We start from the raw sequence: 14,636 nt of genomic DNA, 5'->3' as shown, positions 1-14,636 counted from the left end.
GTGCTCGATGCTTCGGACGAAAAGGGCACTCGCTCCGGGGAATGACGGCGAATGCCCCGGGAGCTTACAGATTGCCTTCGAGGAACGCCGCGAGCTGGGATTTGGTCAATGCGCCCACCTTGGTGGCGATCACTTCGCCGCCCTTGAATACCATCAGGGTCGGGATGCCCCGCACGCCGTAACGCTGCGGTGTCGCCGGGTTCTCGTCGATGTTGAGCTTGGCTACGGTGAGGCGGCCTTCATATTCACCTGCGATTTCGTCGAGGATCGGTGCGATCATCTTGCAGGGGCCACACCATTCGGCCCAGTAGTCCACCAGCACCGGTCCGGATGCCTGGAGGACCTTGTCTTCGAATTCAGCGTCGGTAACGTGAAGGATTTTATCACTGCTCACTTGGGCGGCTCCTCGTAGGTGATCACCGGCCCGCTCCCTGGACTAAAGGCGTGCCTGCAGCGGGCTGTGATTGCGTAGATGGCTGGCATTTTCGGGCCAAAACGTAATGGATGCAAGCCCTCTTCACGATGGCGGTGCCCCGGGGGCCGTGGAGGCGACGGATTCAGGCGACCTGACGCCGCACTTCGGTTTTACCCAGGCAGTCGACCACGGTCTGGCGGGCCGCATGGGCCAGCTCGTCGCGATTGAGATGCTCGCTGTCGATAGCGGGGCCGAAGCTGAGTTCGACCACGGTCCGAGGAACCATGAGCATCTGCAGCAGGTGTGGAAGAAACGATGCCTCGCCGACGAAAGGCACGATCTCGCCCGCGCTGCCGCGGTAGGCGAGCGCGATTGGCTGAACCGCGACGCATGCCCGCTTTGCCGGCTGGAACAGGCGGGGATGAAAGCGCAGCACCCTTTCGCCGCTTGAACTGGTGCCTTCCGGGAACAGCAGAAGGGTGCGTTTTTGGCGCAGCAGCCAGGTCATCCGCTCGCCTACCCGCTGAGTGTCTTCGCGGTCGCCGCGCCGCAGGAACAGGGTTCCCGTGCGGCTGGCCAGGAAGCCGAAGACCGGCCAGCCGGCGACGTCCTGCTTGGAAATGAAAGTCAGCGGGGCCTGGGCGCCGATGACGACGATGTCCAGCCACGAGATGTGGTTGGCGACCCACAGCGGCGCATTCGGGCTCCATTGGCCCCGACATTCGACATGCACGCCGAGGATGAGCAGGAAACTGCGGAACCAGGCCATCTGTACCCTGTCCCTCAGCGCCTGCGCGCGGTTTTCGCCGAGGATGCGCAGCGGCGGAAAGAACAGTACTGCCGCCGCTATGCCGCCGAGGCAGGCCAGCGCGACCAGGAGGGCTCTATAGGCCTGTCTGAAGCGTGGCATTCCGGTCGCCTCCGACGAAGTGGCGTTCATAGCGTCCTTGCAGACGTTCCATTTTCAGCAGGACGAAGACGTCCATGACGTCGAAGTCCTCATCCCAGCAAGGTTCGCCGAAGACCCAGGCGCCCAGCCGCAGATAAGCCTGCAGCAAAGGCGGGACCCCGCTCTCGTCGCGCTGGCAGCGTTTCCATGCGGGGACCGGCTGGCGGGGTTTGACGCCCAGTTCCGTCGGACCCAGCCGCTCTTCCCCGATGTTGCGGTAGACCGCGTCCACCGCGAAACCGCTGGGGCCCGGCGGGATGCTGGCGCAACCCATCAGGTGGTCGAAGCCGCCTTGCGTGACGTATTCCGACAATGCTCCCCACAGGCAGGCGATGACGGCGCCGCCGCGGTAGTTCGGGTCCACGCAGGTGCGGCCGATCTCGAGGAATCGGCCCTCCAGGGCGAGAATGCCAGACAGGCTGAATTCGCCCTCCGAATAAAAGCGGCCCAGCCGTTTGGCCTGGCTGTCGCTCAGCAGGCGGGTGCTGCCGATGACGCGTTTCTCGCGGTTGTCCACGACCACCAGGTGGTCACAGTAGGCGTCGAATTCGTCGATGTCGAGACCGTCGACGGGGGTGTGAAGGCGCGCGCCCATTTCCTCGGCGAAGACGCGGTAGCGCAGTTTCTGCGCGGCGACGATCGTTGCTTCGTCTCTCGCGACGAATGCCTGTAGCCGGCCCGGCCGGCTTGTGCGTGATTCCGGTGCTCCCAACGTATATCTCCCAGCGAACTTGGTAAGGACGTTCGGCAGAAGATACGGAGCGGAATTGACAGATTTGCTAAGACTCGGTGACGTTTGGATGAAAGCCCAAGCTTTCGGTCAGGCCGCCCTGGCGTCATCTGGACAGGCCTGAAGAACCTCTTCTACCATCCGGTCGGGGACTGGTTCTGGAAGCCCCGCAAACCACTGACCGATTCGGAGGGTCCTCTCATGTTTGGCACACGTCTTTTTTCCACGGTATTCGAAGGGCTGATCGCCGGTTTCAGCCTGGCGCTGGGTTGGCTGGCGGCCATGATGCTGGTGGCTGCGTTCGTCGCCTGAGTTTTTCCGGCCGCGGCGCGTTCAAGACGCGCCGCGGCGGCTTCAGGGGCGCTCGAGGCGGAAGCGCTGGCCCTCGAACACCAGGGTCACGCTGTCCTCGTCCATGCTTTCCAGGCTTACCCCTTCGGCGACGGTGTCGCCCGCCGAATGCCGGTTCATGTTGATGACGACGAAGCGCTCGTCAGGGTGCGAACCGTACGCGAACAGGTTGATCTTGAGCTGGGGGACCCGGCTCTGGAATGAGGGCGGCATTTCGCTGAGCAACGGAACCGCATTTCGCCGCGGTGCAGGGGTAGCGGCCGGCGGCGTCTTCCGCGCCGGCTCGCCGGTTTCCGGCCCGTCCTCCGCATCGGCCGTATCGTCGGTTTCCCCTGCCATCGATTCTTCCTCGGCATTCTCTCCCGCCGTGTCTTCGGCCTCGGTTTCCGGTCCCTTGCGTCCGGCGGGCTGGACTGCCGCCGGCGGCGGAACTGCCGGCTTGGCTGCAGGCGGCGCGGCCAAGCGCTGATGGGGCCCTCCGGGGGGCGCGTCGGCGCCGCCGAACCGTCGTGCGAAGGGCGGAACCGTCGTAGCGGGAGTCGGTTGCGGCGGGTTTTCCCGGGCCAAAGTCGGCGGCGACTGGCTTGCCGTCGCTTGGGGCTCCGTCGGGGTGCCGGAGGTCAGCCCGAGAAAATAGCCCAGGGCAGCCACGTTGGCCACGGCCACCGCGCCCAGAGCCCACGGCAGCCAGGGGCGCCTCCGCGCCGGTTCCGGCGAGAAGATCATGCTGTCCAGCGAAGCGGGTTGGCTGAGTTTTCGTTCCCGCTCCGACTTGCGGAGCGCATCGAGAATATAGGACATCGATCTACTTGGGCGAAGGGGTCAATCCAGGCGGGGAATATCGGGACGCTTCATTTCATTGGTCAGGACGATGAAAGTATGCGGTCCGACGGCGCCATCGACAATCAGGCCGTGCTGTTTCTGGAAGGCCGCGATCTGGGCTTTCAAGGCTTCGTCGAAGCGTTGCGGATCGGCGGGTTTCTTCTTCGCAGGGAAGCGCTGGCGCAGCCATTTCACCGCCGGCGACGACTGGCCCGGTTTCAGCACCGCGACGTCCGTCACCGGTGGGCGCCACAGCAGCGTGAACCTGCCTTCCCAGAACGGCGGGCTTTCCGCCAGCGGTAGGGCCGCCGGCTCGCCGCCAATTTCCACCGTCGCCAGACCGCCGGCAATGCCGGTCAGGGTGCCGAAGCGCTTTTCGCCGCCGGGAAGAGCGAATTCAAGGACCGCCGGGTGGTTCAGCAGGCGCAAAGCCGGCCAGGTGGCGCTCTCGCTGAGGCAGCGCAAGCCTTGGCGTTCGGCGGTTTCGCACGGCTTGCCGGCGTCTCCTTCGACTCTCCAGAGCGCGAACAGCCGGCCAAAGGCTGCGGCTTCGCCGGTTCCCTTCGACTTGAGCATATCTTCGAAGCGGGCGCGGCCGGTTGGCGTGGTCGGGAGGGGCGTTTCCTGAGCGGCGTCGCTGGGTTGTTCCGGAGCGGCTTGCGGTGAGGCGGCGGGCACATTTGCCGGTGTGGGCGATGGTGCTTCCTGAGCGGATGACGCCGCATTGCCGTCCGGGGAGCGGTCGCTGATCAGGGCCGCGGCGCCGATCAGGATCGCGACGGCTGCCCCCAGGGCCAGCGGCCGCCAGTAGCGGGGAAGCAGGTCCGAGGGCAGCACTTCGCGGGCCGCCCGCCGCACCGTGGCACGGTCCGCCTGGAACTTGCCCTGGGCATAGGCGCCCAGCAATGCCCGGTCGCAGATGATGTTGATCAGACGCGGAATGCCCCCGGACAGCCGGTGAACCGCCGCCAGCGCCCCTGGAGTGAACAGCGGGGCGGGGCAGCCGCTGACCGTGAGCCGATGCTTGATGTAGTCGACGGTTTCGGCGCGGGTGAGAGGCGCCAGATGGTAGCGCGCGGTGATGCGCTGGGCGAGCTGCCGCAGCCGCTTCTGTTCCAGCAGCCGGATCAGTTCCGGCTGGCCGATCAGGATGATCTGGAGCAGCTTGTGCTCGCTGGTTTCGAGATTGGTCAGGAGGCGAACCTGCTCCAGCACGTCGAAGCTGAGATTCTGCGCCTCGTCGATCACCAGCACCGTCCGCCGTCCCTTGGCATGGGCGGCGAGCAGGTGCTCGTTCAGGGCATCGACCAGAATTTTCAGGCTGGCGCCTGCCCGCGGGTAAGTGATGCGCAGTTCGTCGCAGGCGGCGGCCAGCAGCTCCAGCGCATCCAGCCGCGGATTCAGGATCAGGGCGACGTCGACGTTTTCCGGTAACTGCTCGATCAGGCAGCGGCACAGCGTGGTCTTGCCGGTGCCGACTTCGCCGGTGAGCGCGACGAACCCCCCGCCCTCTTCCTTGATGCCGTAAAGCAGGTGTGCCAGGGCCTCGCGGTGTTTGGCGCTGGGGTAAAGGAACCGGGGGTTCGGCGCGATCGAAAAGGGCGCGTCATTGAGCCGGAAGAATTGGGTGTACATCGTTTCTCGACCGGGGAGAATTCGGCAATGGTAATCCGAATCAACGGAACATGGGCAACAATCGCAGGAACGCGAAAAATGCACGACCGGGGCAAGTTGCCGCGAATGCGCAGGGAACCACTGACGCCTGCCAGCAGAAGCGAAGCGTCCTTAGGTTCGAGCGGACGGATGCAGGTCAACCGTTCACAGCACCACGTAGTGATCCACCAGCAGCGCCGTGAATATCCCGACGAGATAGACCAGCGAGTAAGCGAAGGTCTGCATGGCGAGGCGGGGATCGGCCTTGCGCTTCAGGCGGATGGCGTAGTAGACGAAGATGCCGCCGAAGACCACCGCGGCGGCCAGGTAGATTTCCCCGCTCATGCCGGTGACATAGGGCATGAGGCCGGCCAGGAACAGCAGGATGGTGTACAGCAGGATATGGAGCTGGGTGAAGGCGATGCCGTGGGTGACCGGCAGCATCGGGATATCGACCTTGGCGTAGTCGTCGCGCTTGGCGATGGCGTAGGCCCAGAAATGCGGCGGGGTCCAGACGAAGATCAGCAGGAACAGCAGCAGCGCATAGGGGTGCACCGTTCCGGTGATGGCGCACCAGCCGAGCACCGGCGGCGCGGCCCCGGCGGCGCCGCCGATCACGATGTTCTGCGGAGTCGCCCGTTTCAAATAGACGGTGTAGATGACCGCATAGCCGATCAGGGACAGGAAGGTCAGGAAGGCGGTCAGTAGGTTCACGAAGGCGATCAGGATCGCCATGGCGAGGATGCCCAGCAACAGCGCGAAGCCGACGACCTGGGCGGGCCGGATGTCGCCGGAGGGCAGCGGACGATTCTGGGTCCGGGCCATCTCGGCGTCGGCGTGGCGGTCGAGGAAATGGTTGAGCGCCGCCGCCGAGGCCGCGGCGAAGCCGATGCCGAGCGAGGCCCAGAAGGCGGTATCCAGCGGCGGCACGCCCGGCACGGCGAGGAACATGCCGATGATGGCGGTGAACACGATGTGGCCCACCACTTTCAGCTTGCACAGGGCCAGATAGGTGCGCCAGGAGATGCCGCCAGCCGGCTTGACGCTGGAATTCGTCGTCATCGCTCAAGAATCTGTTGGGTTAAAATGCCCCGGCTTCACGACGGCCAAGCCGGCCGCTTTATCAACGGAGTTCAATTCAATGTCGATGCCGAGATTCGGATTATTGCTCATGGCGCTGCCTCTGGCTGCGTCGGCGGCACCGCCCAAGGTGCACGAATTTACCTTGGCCAATGGCCTCAGGGTACTGGTTCAGGAGGACCACCGTGCGCCGGTCGCCGTGTCGCAGGTCTGGTACAAGGTCGGTTCGAGCTACGAATACGGCGGCATCACCGGCGTGTCGCACATGCTCGAACACATGATGTTCAAGGGCACGAAAAAGCATCCGCCGGGCGAGTTTTCCCGCATTATCTCAGCAAACGGAGGGAGTGAAAACGCCTTCACCGGCCAGGACTATACCGCCTATTTCCAGACCCTGGAGCAGAGCCGCTTGCCGGTTAGCCTGGAGCTGGAGGCGGACCGGATGCGCAATCTGCGGCTGCTGCAGGACGAATTCGTCAAGGAGCAGCAGGTGGTGATCGAGGAACGGCGCCTGCGCACCGAGGACCAGCCCCATGCGCGCATGGACGAGCATTTCCAGGCGGTCGCTTTCACCGACAGCCCCTACCGCAATCCCGTGATCGGCTGGCCCGAGGACGTGGCCGGCCTGAGCCTGGACGATCTGAGCACCTGGTACCAGCGCTGGTACGCGCCCAACAACGCCACGCTGGTGGTGGTCGGCGACGTCGATCCCAAGGCCGTGTTCGAGCAGGCGAAGAAGCACTTCGGTCCGCTCAAGCCGAGCAAGCTGCCTGTGCTGAAGCCGCAGGGCGAGGTGCAGCAGCTCGGCTTGCGGCGGATGGTGGTCAAGGTGCCGGCGAAGCTGCCGCATCTGGAGATGGGCTACAAGGTGCCCTCGCTCAAGACCGCTGGCGCGGAATGGGAGGCCTACGCCCTGGAAGTCGCGGCCGGCATCCTCGATGGCGGCAACAGCGCGCGTTTCTCCAGCCGCCTGGTCCGGGGCCAGCAAGTCGCCGCGGGCGCGGGCGCCGGCTACGACCTTTATGCGCGGCTGTCGTCGCTGTTCACCCTGGAAGGCACGCCGGCACAGGGCAAGACCATGCCGGAGCTGGAAGCGGCGCTGTTGGACGAGGTCCGGCGGCTGCGCGAGGAGCCGGTCGCCCAGGATGAGCTGGCCCGGGTCAAGGCCCAGGTGCTGGCGAGCAACGTGTATCAGAGGGATTCGGTGTTCTATCAGGCGATGCAGCTCGGCATGGCCGAGACGGTGGGCTTGGGCTGGCGCAAAGTGGAGGAATACGTGGACAAGATCAATGCCGTGACGGCCGAGCAGGTACGTGAAGTGGCCCGGAAATACCTGATCGAAGACGGGCTCACCATCGCCCATCTCGACCCGCAGCCGATCCCGGAAGGGGCGAAGATCCAGGAAGGGGCTGACAGCATGGGAGGCGGCCATGTCCACTAAGCGCTTCGTCGCCATTCTCTTTTTCGTCCTGCTGCCGTTGCGGACGGTCTTCGCCCTCCCGGAAATCCAGACCTGGAGCACGGCCAACGGGGCCAGGGTGTATTTCGCCCGGACCCACGGCCTGCCGCTGCTGGACGTCCGCGTCGTGTTCGACGCCGGCAGCGCCCGCGACCGCGACCAGTTCGGTCTGGCCTCGCTGACGTCCTCGGTGCTGGACACCGGTGCCGGCGACTGGAACGCCGATGCCATCGCCCAGCGTTTGGACGGCGTGGGCGCGGTGCTCGGCACCGGGATTTCCCGCGACACCGCCTCGCTCTCGCTGCGCAGCCTGACCCAGCCGAACCTGCTGGAGCCGGCGCTGGAGACCGCCAAGGTCATCCTGGCGAAACCCCGTTTCGCCGCGGAGGATTTCGAACGGGAAAAGAACCGCGTGTTGCTGGTGCTGAAACAGCGTGAAGAATCGCCCGCCGACCTGGCCGGCATCGCCTTTTTCGAGGCGATGTACGGCGATCACCCTTACGCTCACCCCAAGGACGGCCATATCGCGACCGTGGAGAAGCTGACGCGGGATGACCTGGAAGCCTTCTACCGCAAGTTCTACGTGGCCAGGAACGCGGTGGTGGCGCTGGTCGGGGACATCGAACGGGCCCAGGCGGAAAAGATCGCGGAAGAGCTGATGTCGGGCCTCGCGCCGGGCGAAGCACCCTCCGTCTTGCCGCCGGTGCCGATGGACAAGCCGGCACAGACGCTCAAGCGGGCCTTCCCCTCGGAGCAGACCCACGTGTATTCCGGCCAGCCCGGCATGCGCATCAACGATCCGGACTATTTCCCGCTGTATGTCGGCAACCACATCCTCGGCGGCAGCGGACTGGTGTCGCGGATCAGTGAGGAGGTGCGGGAGAAGCGAGGGCTGTCCTACAGCGCGCACAGCCACTTCTATCCGTTCCGGGTCGAGGGCCCGTTCCTGATGGGGTTGCAGACCCGCAACGAAAAGGCCGACGAGGCTTTGAACGTGCTGCTCCAGACGCTCAGGGATTTCATCGCCAAGGGACCGACCGACAAGGAGCTGGAGGCGTCGAAGAAGAACATCGTCGGCGGCTTCGTGCTGCGGCTCGACAGCAACCAGAAACTGGTCGAGCAGATCGCCTCCATGGCGTTCTACGGCTTGCCGCTCGACTACTTGGCGACCTACATCCCGAAAATCGAGGCCGTGACCAAGGACGACGTCCGCCGGGTCTGGCAGGCGCGCATTCATCCGGACCGGCTGCAGACGGTGCTGGTGGGTGCGAATTCCGCCGGCAAAAGTGCGCAATGAGCTGCGCATCATCGGCGGGCTGTGGCGCAGCCGCCGGATCCGGTTCGCGCCGGAGCCGGGATTGCGCCCGACGCCCGACCGGGTGCGGGAAACCGTCTTCAACTGGCTGCAGACCGCTGTGGCCGGAGCGGCCTGCCTCGATCTTTACGCCGGCAGCGGCGCCCTGGGCTTCGAGGCGGCCTCGCGGGGGGCCGCCCGGGTCGTCCAGGTCGAGCGCAATCCCAGGGTCTGCGCGGTACTGAAACAATCCTGTGCGATGCTGGATGCCGGGCAGATCACCGTGGTGTGCGCCGAAGCCATGAAATTTCTCTCAGGCAAGCCGGAGGCATTCGACTTGGTGTTTCTCGACCCGCCATTCCGCACCGGCCAAGTCGGGCCGTGCTGCCGGAGACTGGAGGATGGCGGCTGGCTTGAGGCCGGAGCCAGGATTTACGTGGAGGCGGAGGCCGGCCCTCAGCCCGAAGGGATCCCGGCAAACTGGACGCTGCTGCGGGAGAAAGCCAGCGGCGACGTCGCCTACCGTCTGTATCAGCGTCTCAAGGAGTCTCGAGTTTGAATGTCACCGCGATCTACCCCGGCACTTTCGATCCGATGACGCTGGGCCACGTGGACCTGGTATGCCGGGCCAGCCGGATCTTCGACCGCGTCATCCTGGCGGTGGCCGAGAGCAAGGCCAAGACCCCGCTGTTCGATTTCGCCGAGCGCTTGGCGCTGGCCCGGGAGGCGGTGGCCGAAATGGCCAACGTCGAGGTGGTCGGCTTCAATTCGCTGCTGGTCGACTGCGCCCGGACCCATGGCGCCACCGTCATCCTGCGCGGCCTGCGCGCCGTCTCCGATTTCGAATTCGAGTTCCAGATGGCCGGCATGAACCGCTCGCTGGGCCCGGAGATCGAAACGATCTTCCTTACCCCCGGCGAACGCTACGCCTTCCTTTCCTCCTCGGTCATCCGGGAGATCGCCAAATTCGGCGGCGACGTTTCGGCCTTCGTGCCGGGGCACGTGAAGGCGGCGCTGATGCGCAAGTTCGCCGTTTCCGGCTGAACCGGTTTCTCATCCTCTCCGTTCACGCATCGGGCGCGAACGGCTGCAGCTTCCAGATGTTCTCCGCATACTCCCGCACCGCCCGGTCCGAGGAGAATTTGCCCATGCGGGCGACGTTGAGGATGGACATGCGCGTCCAGTGCTGCCAGTCGCGGTAGGCGTGATCCACCTCCTGCTGGCAGTTGACATAGGGCCGGTAGTCCGCCATCAGCAAGTAATCGTCCCGCTCCAGCAGATGTGCGGTGAGCGGCCGGAACAGCTCGGTGTCGCCGTGTGAGAACAGCCCGCTGTCGATGAGTTCGATGACGCCGCGCAGTTCGGGGTCGCCATGACAATAGTCACCGGGGTTGTAGCCGTCGGCCCTGAGTCTGGCCGCCTGCTCGCAGGTCAGGCCGAACAGGAAGAAATTCTCCGCTCCCACCTCTTCGCGGATTTCGACGTTGGCGCCGTCCAGCGTGCCGATGGTCAGCGCGCCGTTCAGCGACAGCTTCATGTTGCCGGTGCCCGAGGCTTCCTTGCCCGCGGTCGATATCTGCTCGGACAGGTCGGCCGCCGGATAGATGTTCTGCGCGTGCTTGACGTTGTAGTCCGGGAGGAACACGACCTTGATGAGATCGCGCACGGCCGGGTCCTGGTTCACGGTTTCGCCGACGGCGTTGATCAGCTTGATGATCAGCTTGGCCATGAAATAGCCGGGCGCGGCCTTGCCCCCGAACAGGAAGGTCCGCGGCGTGATCTGCAGCCTGGGGTCGTGCTTGAGGCGCTGGTACAGCGTGATGATGTGCAGCACGTTGAGGTGCTGGCGCTTGTATTCGTGGATGCGCTTGACCTGGATGTCGAACAGGGAAACCGGGTCGACGACGACACCGGTGCGGTCGCGGATGATCCGGGCCAGCCGCGCCTTGTTTTCCCGCTTGACCCGCGCCCAGTCCTGCTGGAAGCCGGCATCGTTGGCGAACGTTTCCAGCTCCATGAGCCGGTCCAGATCCGACAGCCAGCTGTCGCCGATGCGGCCGTCGATCAGTCGGGTCAGCCCCGGATTGCTCAGCCCCAGGAAGCGCCGCGGCGTGACGCCGTTGGTCACGTTCTGGAAACGCTTCGGGTCGAGGTCGTGGAAGTCCGGGAAGAGCTGGGTCTTCACCAGTTCCGAATGCAATTCCGCAACGCCGTTGACGGTGTGGCTGCCGACCATCGCCAAGTTGGCCATGCGCACGTATTTCTCCCCGCTTTCGTCGATGATCGACAGCCGCGCGATCTTGCCCTCGTCCCCAGGGAAACGGGTGCGGACCTCGTCGAGGAAGCGGCGGTTGATCTCGTAGATGATCTCCAGGTGCCGGGGCAGGACCGAGCCGAACAGCGGCAGCGGCCATTTCTCCAGGGCTTCCGGAAGCAGGGTGTGGTTGGTGTAGGAGAAGGTCTTGCGGGTGATGTCCCAGGCCTGCTCCCAGGACAGGGCGTATTTGTCCACCAGTTGGCGCATCAGCTCCGCCACCGCGATGGCGGGATGGGTGTCGTTGAGCTGGATGCAGTACATCTCGTGGAAGCGCTCCAGGGTCGAGCCGCGCCGCAGGCACAGGCGGATCATGTCCTTGATCGAGCAGGCGACGAAGAAATATTGCTGCTCCAGCCGCAGCCGCTTGCCTTCGAGCTGCTCGTCGTTGGGATAAAGGACTTTGGAGATGTTCTCGGAAAAGACCTTCTCCTCCACCGCGCCGTAATAGTCGCCCCGGTTGAAATCGGCGAAGTCGAACGACTGGGCGGCTTCCGCGCTCCACAGCCGGAGCAGGACGCAGGAGTCGGAGCGGTAGCCGATGACCGGCGTGTCGTAGGGCACGCCGACCACCACGCGGTCCGGCATCCAGCGCACGCGAAAGGCGCCGTGCTCATCGGTATAGGTCTCGGTGTGCCCTCCGAGCTTGACGACCTGGGCGAAATTCGGGCGCTTGATTTCCCAGACATTGCCGTAAAGCAGCCACTTGTCGGTGACCTCCACCTGCCAGCCGTTCTTGACGGCCTGGTCGAAGATGCCGAATTCGTAGCGGATGCCGTAGCCGGTCGCCGGATAGCGCAGCGTCGCCAGGGAGTCCAGGTAACAGGCGGCGAGCCGTCCCAAGCCGCCGTTGCCGAGGCCCGGCTCCTCCTCCAGCCCGATGTACTGGTCGAGGTCCTGGCCGGCCAGCGCCTCGCGGGCATTGTCGGCGAGGCCGAGGTTGAGCAGGCTGTTGCCCAGATGAGGGCCGGGCAGGAATTCCGCCGACAGATAGGCGGCTTGGCGGACGTCGGGGGCATTCCGCTTTTCGTACTGGCGGACCCAGCGCTGCATGATGCGGTCGCGCACCGACAGCGCGATGGCCTGGTACCAGTCCTCGGGCACGGCGGTTTCCAGCGGCCGCCCCACGGCCAGGTTGAGGTTGTCGACGAAGGCGGCCTTGAGGATCTCCTGGCTCATGCCGGTGCGGGTGTGCTCCGGCGCGTCCGGGGCCGGTGTGGTCTTTTTCGGGTCGGATTTCTTGCTCGCCATGGGGAACTCCGGGTCGAGGAGGGTGTGTCGGCAACTCTCCCGATAAAGGGTCAAACGCTCGTTCCTGTCAAGATCGGGCCTAGAATTCGCCCAGCCGGGCGCCTTCCATCAACAGCGACTGCGCGGCTCGTTCGGGTTCGCCTTCCGCTGGCTGCCGCTGCAGATAGCGTCCGTCCGGCTGCAGGTCCCAGGCGTGGCGGTTGTCATTCAGCAGGAAATCCAGCACCTGCTCGAGGTGGCGGACGGCGGCGGGGTCCTCCACCGGCGCGACCGCTTCGACGCGCTGGTCGAGGTTCCGCGTCATCCAGTCCGCGCTGCCGATGTAGAATTCGTCGGCGCCGCCGTTCTTGAAGCGGAAGATGCGCGAATGCTCGAGGTAACGGCCGACGACGCTGACCACCCGGATGTTTTCGCTGAGGCCGGCGATGCCGGGGCGCAGGCAGCAGATACCGCGGACGACCAGTTCGATCCGCACCCCGGCGCGGCAGGCGTCGTACAGGTGCCGGATCATGTCGGGATCGACCAGCGCGTTCATCTTGGCGACGATGTGGCCGCCGGCGCCGCTGCGGGCATGCTCCATCTCCCGCGCGATGAGCTCGTACATCCGGCGGCGCAGGGTGAGCGGAGCGACCAGCAGCTTGCGGTAGGCGTCCTGGCGGGAATAGCCGGTCAGGTAATTGAAGAGGTCGCCGACATCGGCCACCAGATCGTCCCGGCAACTGAACAGGCCGAGGTCGGTGTAAAGGTTCGCCGTCTTCGGGTTGTAGTTGCCGGTTCCGACGTGAACGTAGCGACGCAGGGCGTCGCCCTCCTTGCGGACCACCAGGGCGATCTTGGTATGGGTCTTCAGTCCCATGACGCCGTAGACCACGTGCGCTCCGGCGTCTTCCAGCCTGTTCGCCCAGGCGATGTTGTTCTCTTCATCGAACCGCGCCTTCAGCTCGACCAGCGCGGCGACCTGCTTGCGGGCCGCAGCGGCATCGACCAGCGCGCGGACGATGGGCGAATCGCCCGACGTCCGGTACAGGGTCAGCTTGATCGCGAGCACCTGGGGATCGTGGGCGGCCTGGGTGATGAACTCCTGCACCGTGGCGGCGAAGGAATGGTAGGGATGGTGGACCAGGAGGTCGCCCTTCCTGATCTCGTCGAACAGCGTGGCGCGGGGCTCGCCGGATTCATCGGGCGCGGCGTGAAAGCGGGCCGGCACCACGGGCGTCCAGGGAGCATCCTTGAGTTCGGGCAGCGGGAGTGACAGGAAATAGAACAGGTCCTTGAGGTTCAGCAGCCCGTCGAATTCGTAGACGTCCCGGCCGGAAACCTCCAGTTCCTCCATCAGCGACTCGCGCAGCTCGGCCGGCATCGAACCTTCGATTTCCAGGCGGCAGACGAAGCCGTCCAGCCTGCGCTTGCCGATTTCCTCCTCGATGGCCAGCATCAGGTCCTCGGCTTCATCCTCCCGGACCGTGAAATCCGCATCCCGGGTGATCCGGAACATATGGTGGCCGCGGACGATCATGCCGGGGAACAGCCGCGCCAGGTTGCCGGCGATGAGCTGTTCCAGCGGGACCCCGGCCCAGACCGGCTCCGCTGGTCCTTGCGGCAATGCGACAAACCTCGGAAGGGTGTCCGGCACCTTGATCCGGGCGAATTTCCGCAGGCCGGTTGCCGGATCCTCCACGACGACGGCCAGGTTCAGGCTGAGATTCGACATCTGCGGGAACGGATGGCCCGCATCGACGCTCAGCGGCGTGAGCACCGGAAACACCTGTTCGGAAAAATGCGCTTCGAGTGCGCTGCGCTGCGGCTCGTCCAGCGCGGCGTAGTCGAGCAGAAATATGCCGTGCCGCCTCATGAGCTCCCGTAGTTCGCCGTCGAACAGCCGGTGTTGCCGGTCGGTTTGCCTGGCCAGATGGACGCGAATGGCGTCGAGCTGCTGCGAGGGCGACATGCCGTCCGGCGCGGAACCGGCGGCGCCGGCCCGTTCCCGCTCGATCAGGCCCGAAATCCGGACCATGAAAAATTCGTCCAGGTTGGAACTGAAGATCGCCGCGAATTTCAGGCGTTCCAGCAGCGGCGTGCGTGCGTCCAGCGCCTCTTGCAGAACCCGGTCGTTGAAATCGAGCCAGCTCAGTTCGCGGTTGAAAAAATGCTCCGTGGCCGCAGCGGCGGCGGGTTTGGCGGTCTCGATGCTCATGTCGGATTTCCTGGCAAAGGGGCTGGCCCGTTCCCAAAGGCGGACCTAAGCGGTCAAACTCGTCAGGAACGGTACCGGACGTTTGTTAAGGCAGATTGACGGAAACGGATGCCTTTGCGGATTC

12 protein-coding genes are annotated in these 14,636 nt (G+C 65.0%); 4 read left to right on the top strand and 8 right to left on the bottom strand.

The window, feature by feature from the left end; all coding sequences use genetic code 11:
- Window positions 1-64: 64 nt before the first annotated feature.
- The 6 genes from trxA to cyoE all read right to left on the bottom strand — a co-directional run bounded on the left by trxA (window position 65) and on the right by cyoE (window position 5,982).
- Complete coding sequence (gene trxA, locus OOT43_RS12515) at window positions 65-394, bottom strand: thioredoxin TrxA (RefSeq protein WP_266020920.1); 330 nt, start codon at window positions 392-394, stop codon at window positions 65-67.
- A gap of 163 nt (window positions 395-557) precedes the next feature.
- On the bottom strand, window positions 558-1,325 hold the full coding sequence (locus OOT43_RS12510; protein WP_266020919.1) for a lysophospholipid acyltransferase family protein: 768 nt from the start codon (window positions 1,323-1,325) through the stop codon (window positions 558-560).
- Window positions 1,300-2,076, bottom strand: coding sequence for a GNAT family N-acetyltransferase (locus OOT43_RS12505; protein ID WP_266020918.1), 777 nt, complete (start codon window positions 2,074-2,076; stop codon window positions 1,300-1,302). The genes OOT43_RS12510 and OOT43_RS12505 overlap by 26 nt, the downstream gene beginning before the upstream one ends.
- 372 nt (window positions 2,077-2,448) lie before the next feature.
- Window positions 2,449-3,246: a general secretion pathway protein GspB gene (locus OOT43_RS12500; RefSeq protein ID WP_266020917.1), complete on the bottom strand. Its 798-nt coding sequence runs from the start codon at window positions 3,244-3,246 to the stop codon at window positions 2,449-2,451.
- A gap of 21 nt (window positions 3,247-3,267) precedes the next feature.
- Window positions 3,268-4,902, bottom strand: coding sequence for an ExeA family protein (locus tag OOT43_RS20465; RefSeq protein ID WP_317133987.1), 1,635 nt, complete (start codon window positions 4,900-4,902; stop codon window positions 3,268-3,270).
- A 183-nt stretch (window positions 4,903-5,085) separates the two neighbouring features.
- Window positions 5,086-5,982: a heme o synthase gene (cyoE, locus tag OOT43_RS12485; RefSeq protein ID WP_266020916.1), complete on the bottom strand. Its 897-nt coding sequence runs from the start codon at window positions 5,980-5,982 to the stop codon at window positions 5,086-5,088.
- Window positions 5,983-6,061: 79 nt separating this feature from the next.
- On the opposite strand from cyoE, the gene OOT43_RS12480 reads away from it, so the two are divergent.
- Genes OOT43_RS12480 through coaD form a run of 4 tightly spaced genes read left to right on the top strand, consistent with a single transcriptional unit; the run spans window position 6,062 to window position 9,797 of the window.
- A complete protein-coding gene (locus tag OOT43_RS12480) occupies window positions 6,062-7,441 on the top strand; it encodes a M16 family metallopeptidase (protein ID WP_266020915.1) in 1,380 nt (459 codons plus the stop codon).
- Window positions 7,431-8,756 (top strand): M16 family metallopeptidase, encoded by a 1,326-nt coding sequence (locus tag OOT43_RS12475; protein WP_266020914.1) that lies wholly within the window; start codon window positions 7,431-7,433, stop codon window positions 8,754-8,756. Before OOT43_RS12480 ends, OOT43_RS12475 begins: the two co-directional genes overlap by 11 nt.
- Window positions 8,746-9,312, top strand: coding sequence for a 16S rRNA (guanine(966)-N(2))-methyltransferase RsmD (gene rsmD / locus OOT43_RS12470; RefSeq protein WP_266020913.1), 567 nt, complete (start codon window positions 8,746-8,748; stop codon window positions 9,310-9,312). Before OOT43_RS12475 ends, rsmD begins: the two co-directional genes overlap by 11 nt.
- Window positions 9,309-9,797, top strand: a complete 489-nt coding sequence (coaD, locus tag OOT43_RS12465) for a pantetheine-phosphate adenylyltransferase (protein ID WP_266020912.1) — start codon at window positions 9,309-9,311, stop codon at window positions 9,795-9,797. Before rsmD ends, coaD begins: the two co-directional genes overlap by 4 nt.
- A gap of 22 nt (window positions 9,798-9,819) precedes the next feature.
- On the opposite strand, the gene OOT43_RS12460 is transcribed toward coaD, so the two are convergent.
- Both OOT43_RS12460 and ppk1 read right to left on the bottom strand, forming a co-directional pair.
- Window positions 9,820-12,318 carry a glycogen/starch/alpha-glucan phosphorylase gene (locus OOT43_RS12460; RefSeq protein WP_266020911.1) on the bottom strand — a complete coding sequence of 833 codons (2,499 nt, stop codon included), beginning with the start codon at window positions 12,316-12,318 and terminating at the stop codon, window positions 9,820-9,822.
- A 79-nt stretch (window positions 12,319-12,397) separates the two neighbouring features.
- Window positions 12,398-14,512, bottom strand: a complete 2,115-nt coding sequence (gene ppk1, locus OOT43_RS12455) for a polyphosphate kinase 1 (protein ID WP_266020910.1) — start codon at window positions 14,510-14,512, stop codon at window positions 12,398-12,400.
- Window positions 14,513-14,636: the final 124 nt, after the last annotated feature.

This window comes from Methylococcus mesophilus, from assembly GCF_026247885.1.
Taxonomy (GTDB): Bacteria; Pseudomonadota; Gammaproteobacteria; order Methylococcales; family Methylococcaceae; genus Methylococcus; species Methylococcus mesophilus.
Note: the sequence above shows the minus strand (reverse complement) of the source record. Positions and strands in the feature narration are given on the sequence as shown.

What these genes read in the sequence shown, in the direction of transcription:
- OOT43_RS12510 (WP_266020919.1), bottom strand. Translation starts at nt 1,325, where the DNA reads ATGCCACGCTTCAGACAGGCCTATAGAGCCCTCCTGGTCGCGCTGGCC.
- OOT43_RS12500 (WP_266020917.1), bottom strand. Translation starts at nt 3,246, where the DNA reads ATGTCCTATATTCTCGATGCGCTCCGCAAGTCGGAGCGGGAACGAAAA.
- OOT43_RS20465 (WP_317133987.1), bottom strand. Translation starts at nt 4,902, where the DNA reads ATGTACACCCAATTCTTCCGGCTCAATGACGCGCCCTTTTCGATCGCG.
- cyoE (WP_266020916.1), bottom strand. Translation starts at nt 5,982, where the DNA reads ATGACGACGAATTCCAGCGTCAAGCCGGCTGGCGGCATCTCCTGGCGC.
- OOT43_RS12480 (WP_266020915.1), top strand. Translation starts at nt 6,062, where the DNA reads ATGTCGATGCCGAGATTCGGATTATTGCTCATGGCGCTGCCTCTGGCT.
- OOT43_RS12475 (WP_266020914.1), top strand. Translation starts at nt 7,431, where the DNA reads ATGTCCACTAAGCGCTTCGTCGCCATTCTCTTTTTCGTCCTGCTGCCG.
- OOT43_RS12460 (WP_266020911.1), bottom strand. Translation starts at nt 12,318, where the DNA reads ATGGCGAGCAAGAAATCCGACCCGAAAAAGACCACACCGGCCCCGGAC.
- ppk1 (WP_266020910.1), bottom strand. Translation starts at nt 14,512, where the DNA reads ATGAGCATCGAGACCGCCAAACCCGCCGCCGCTGCGGCCACGGAGCAT.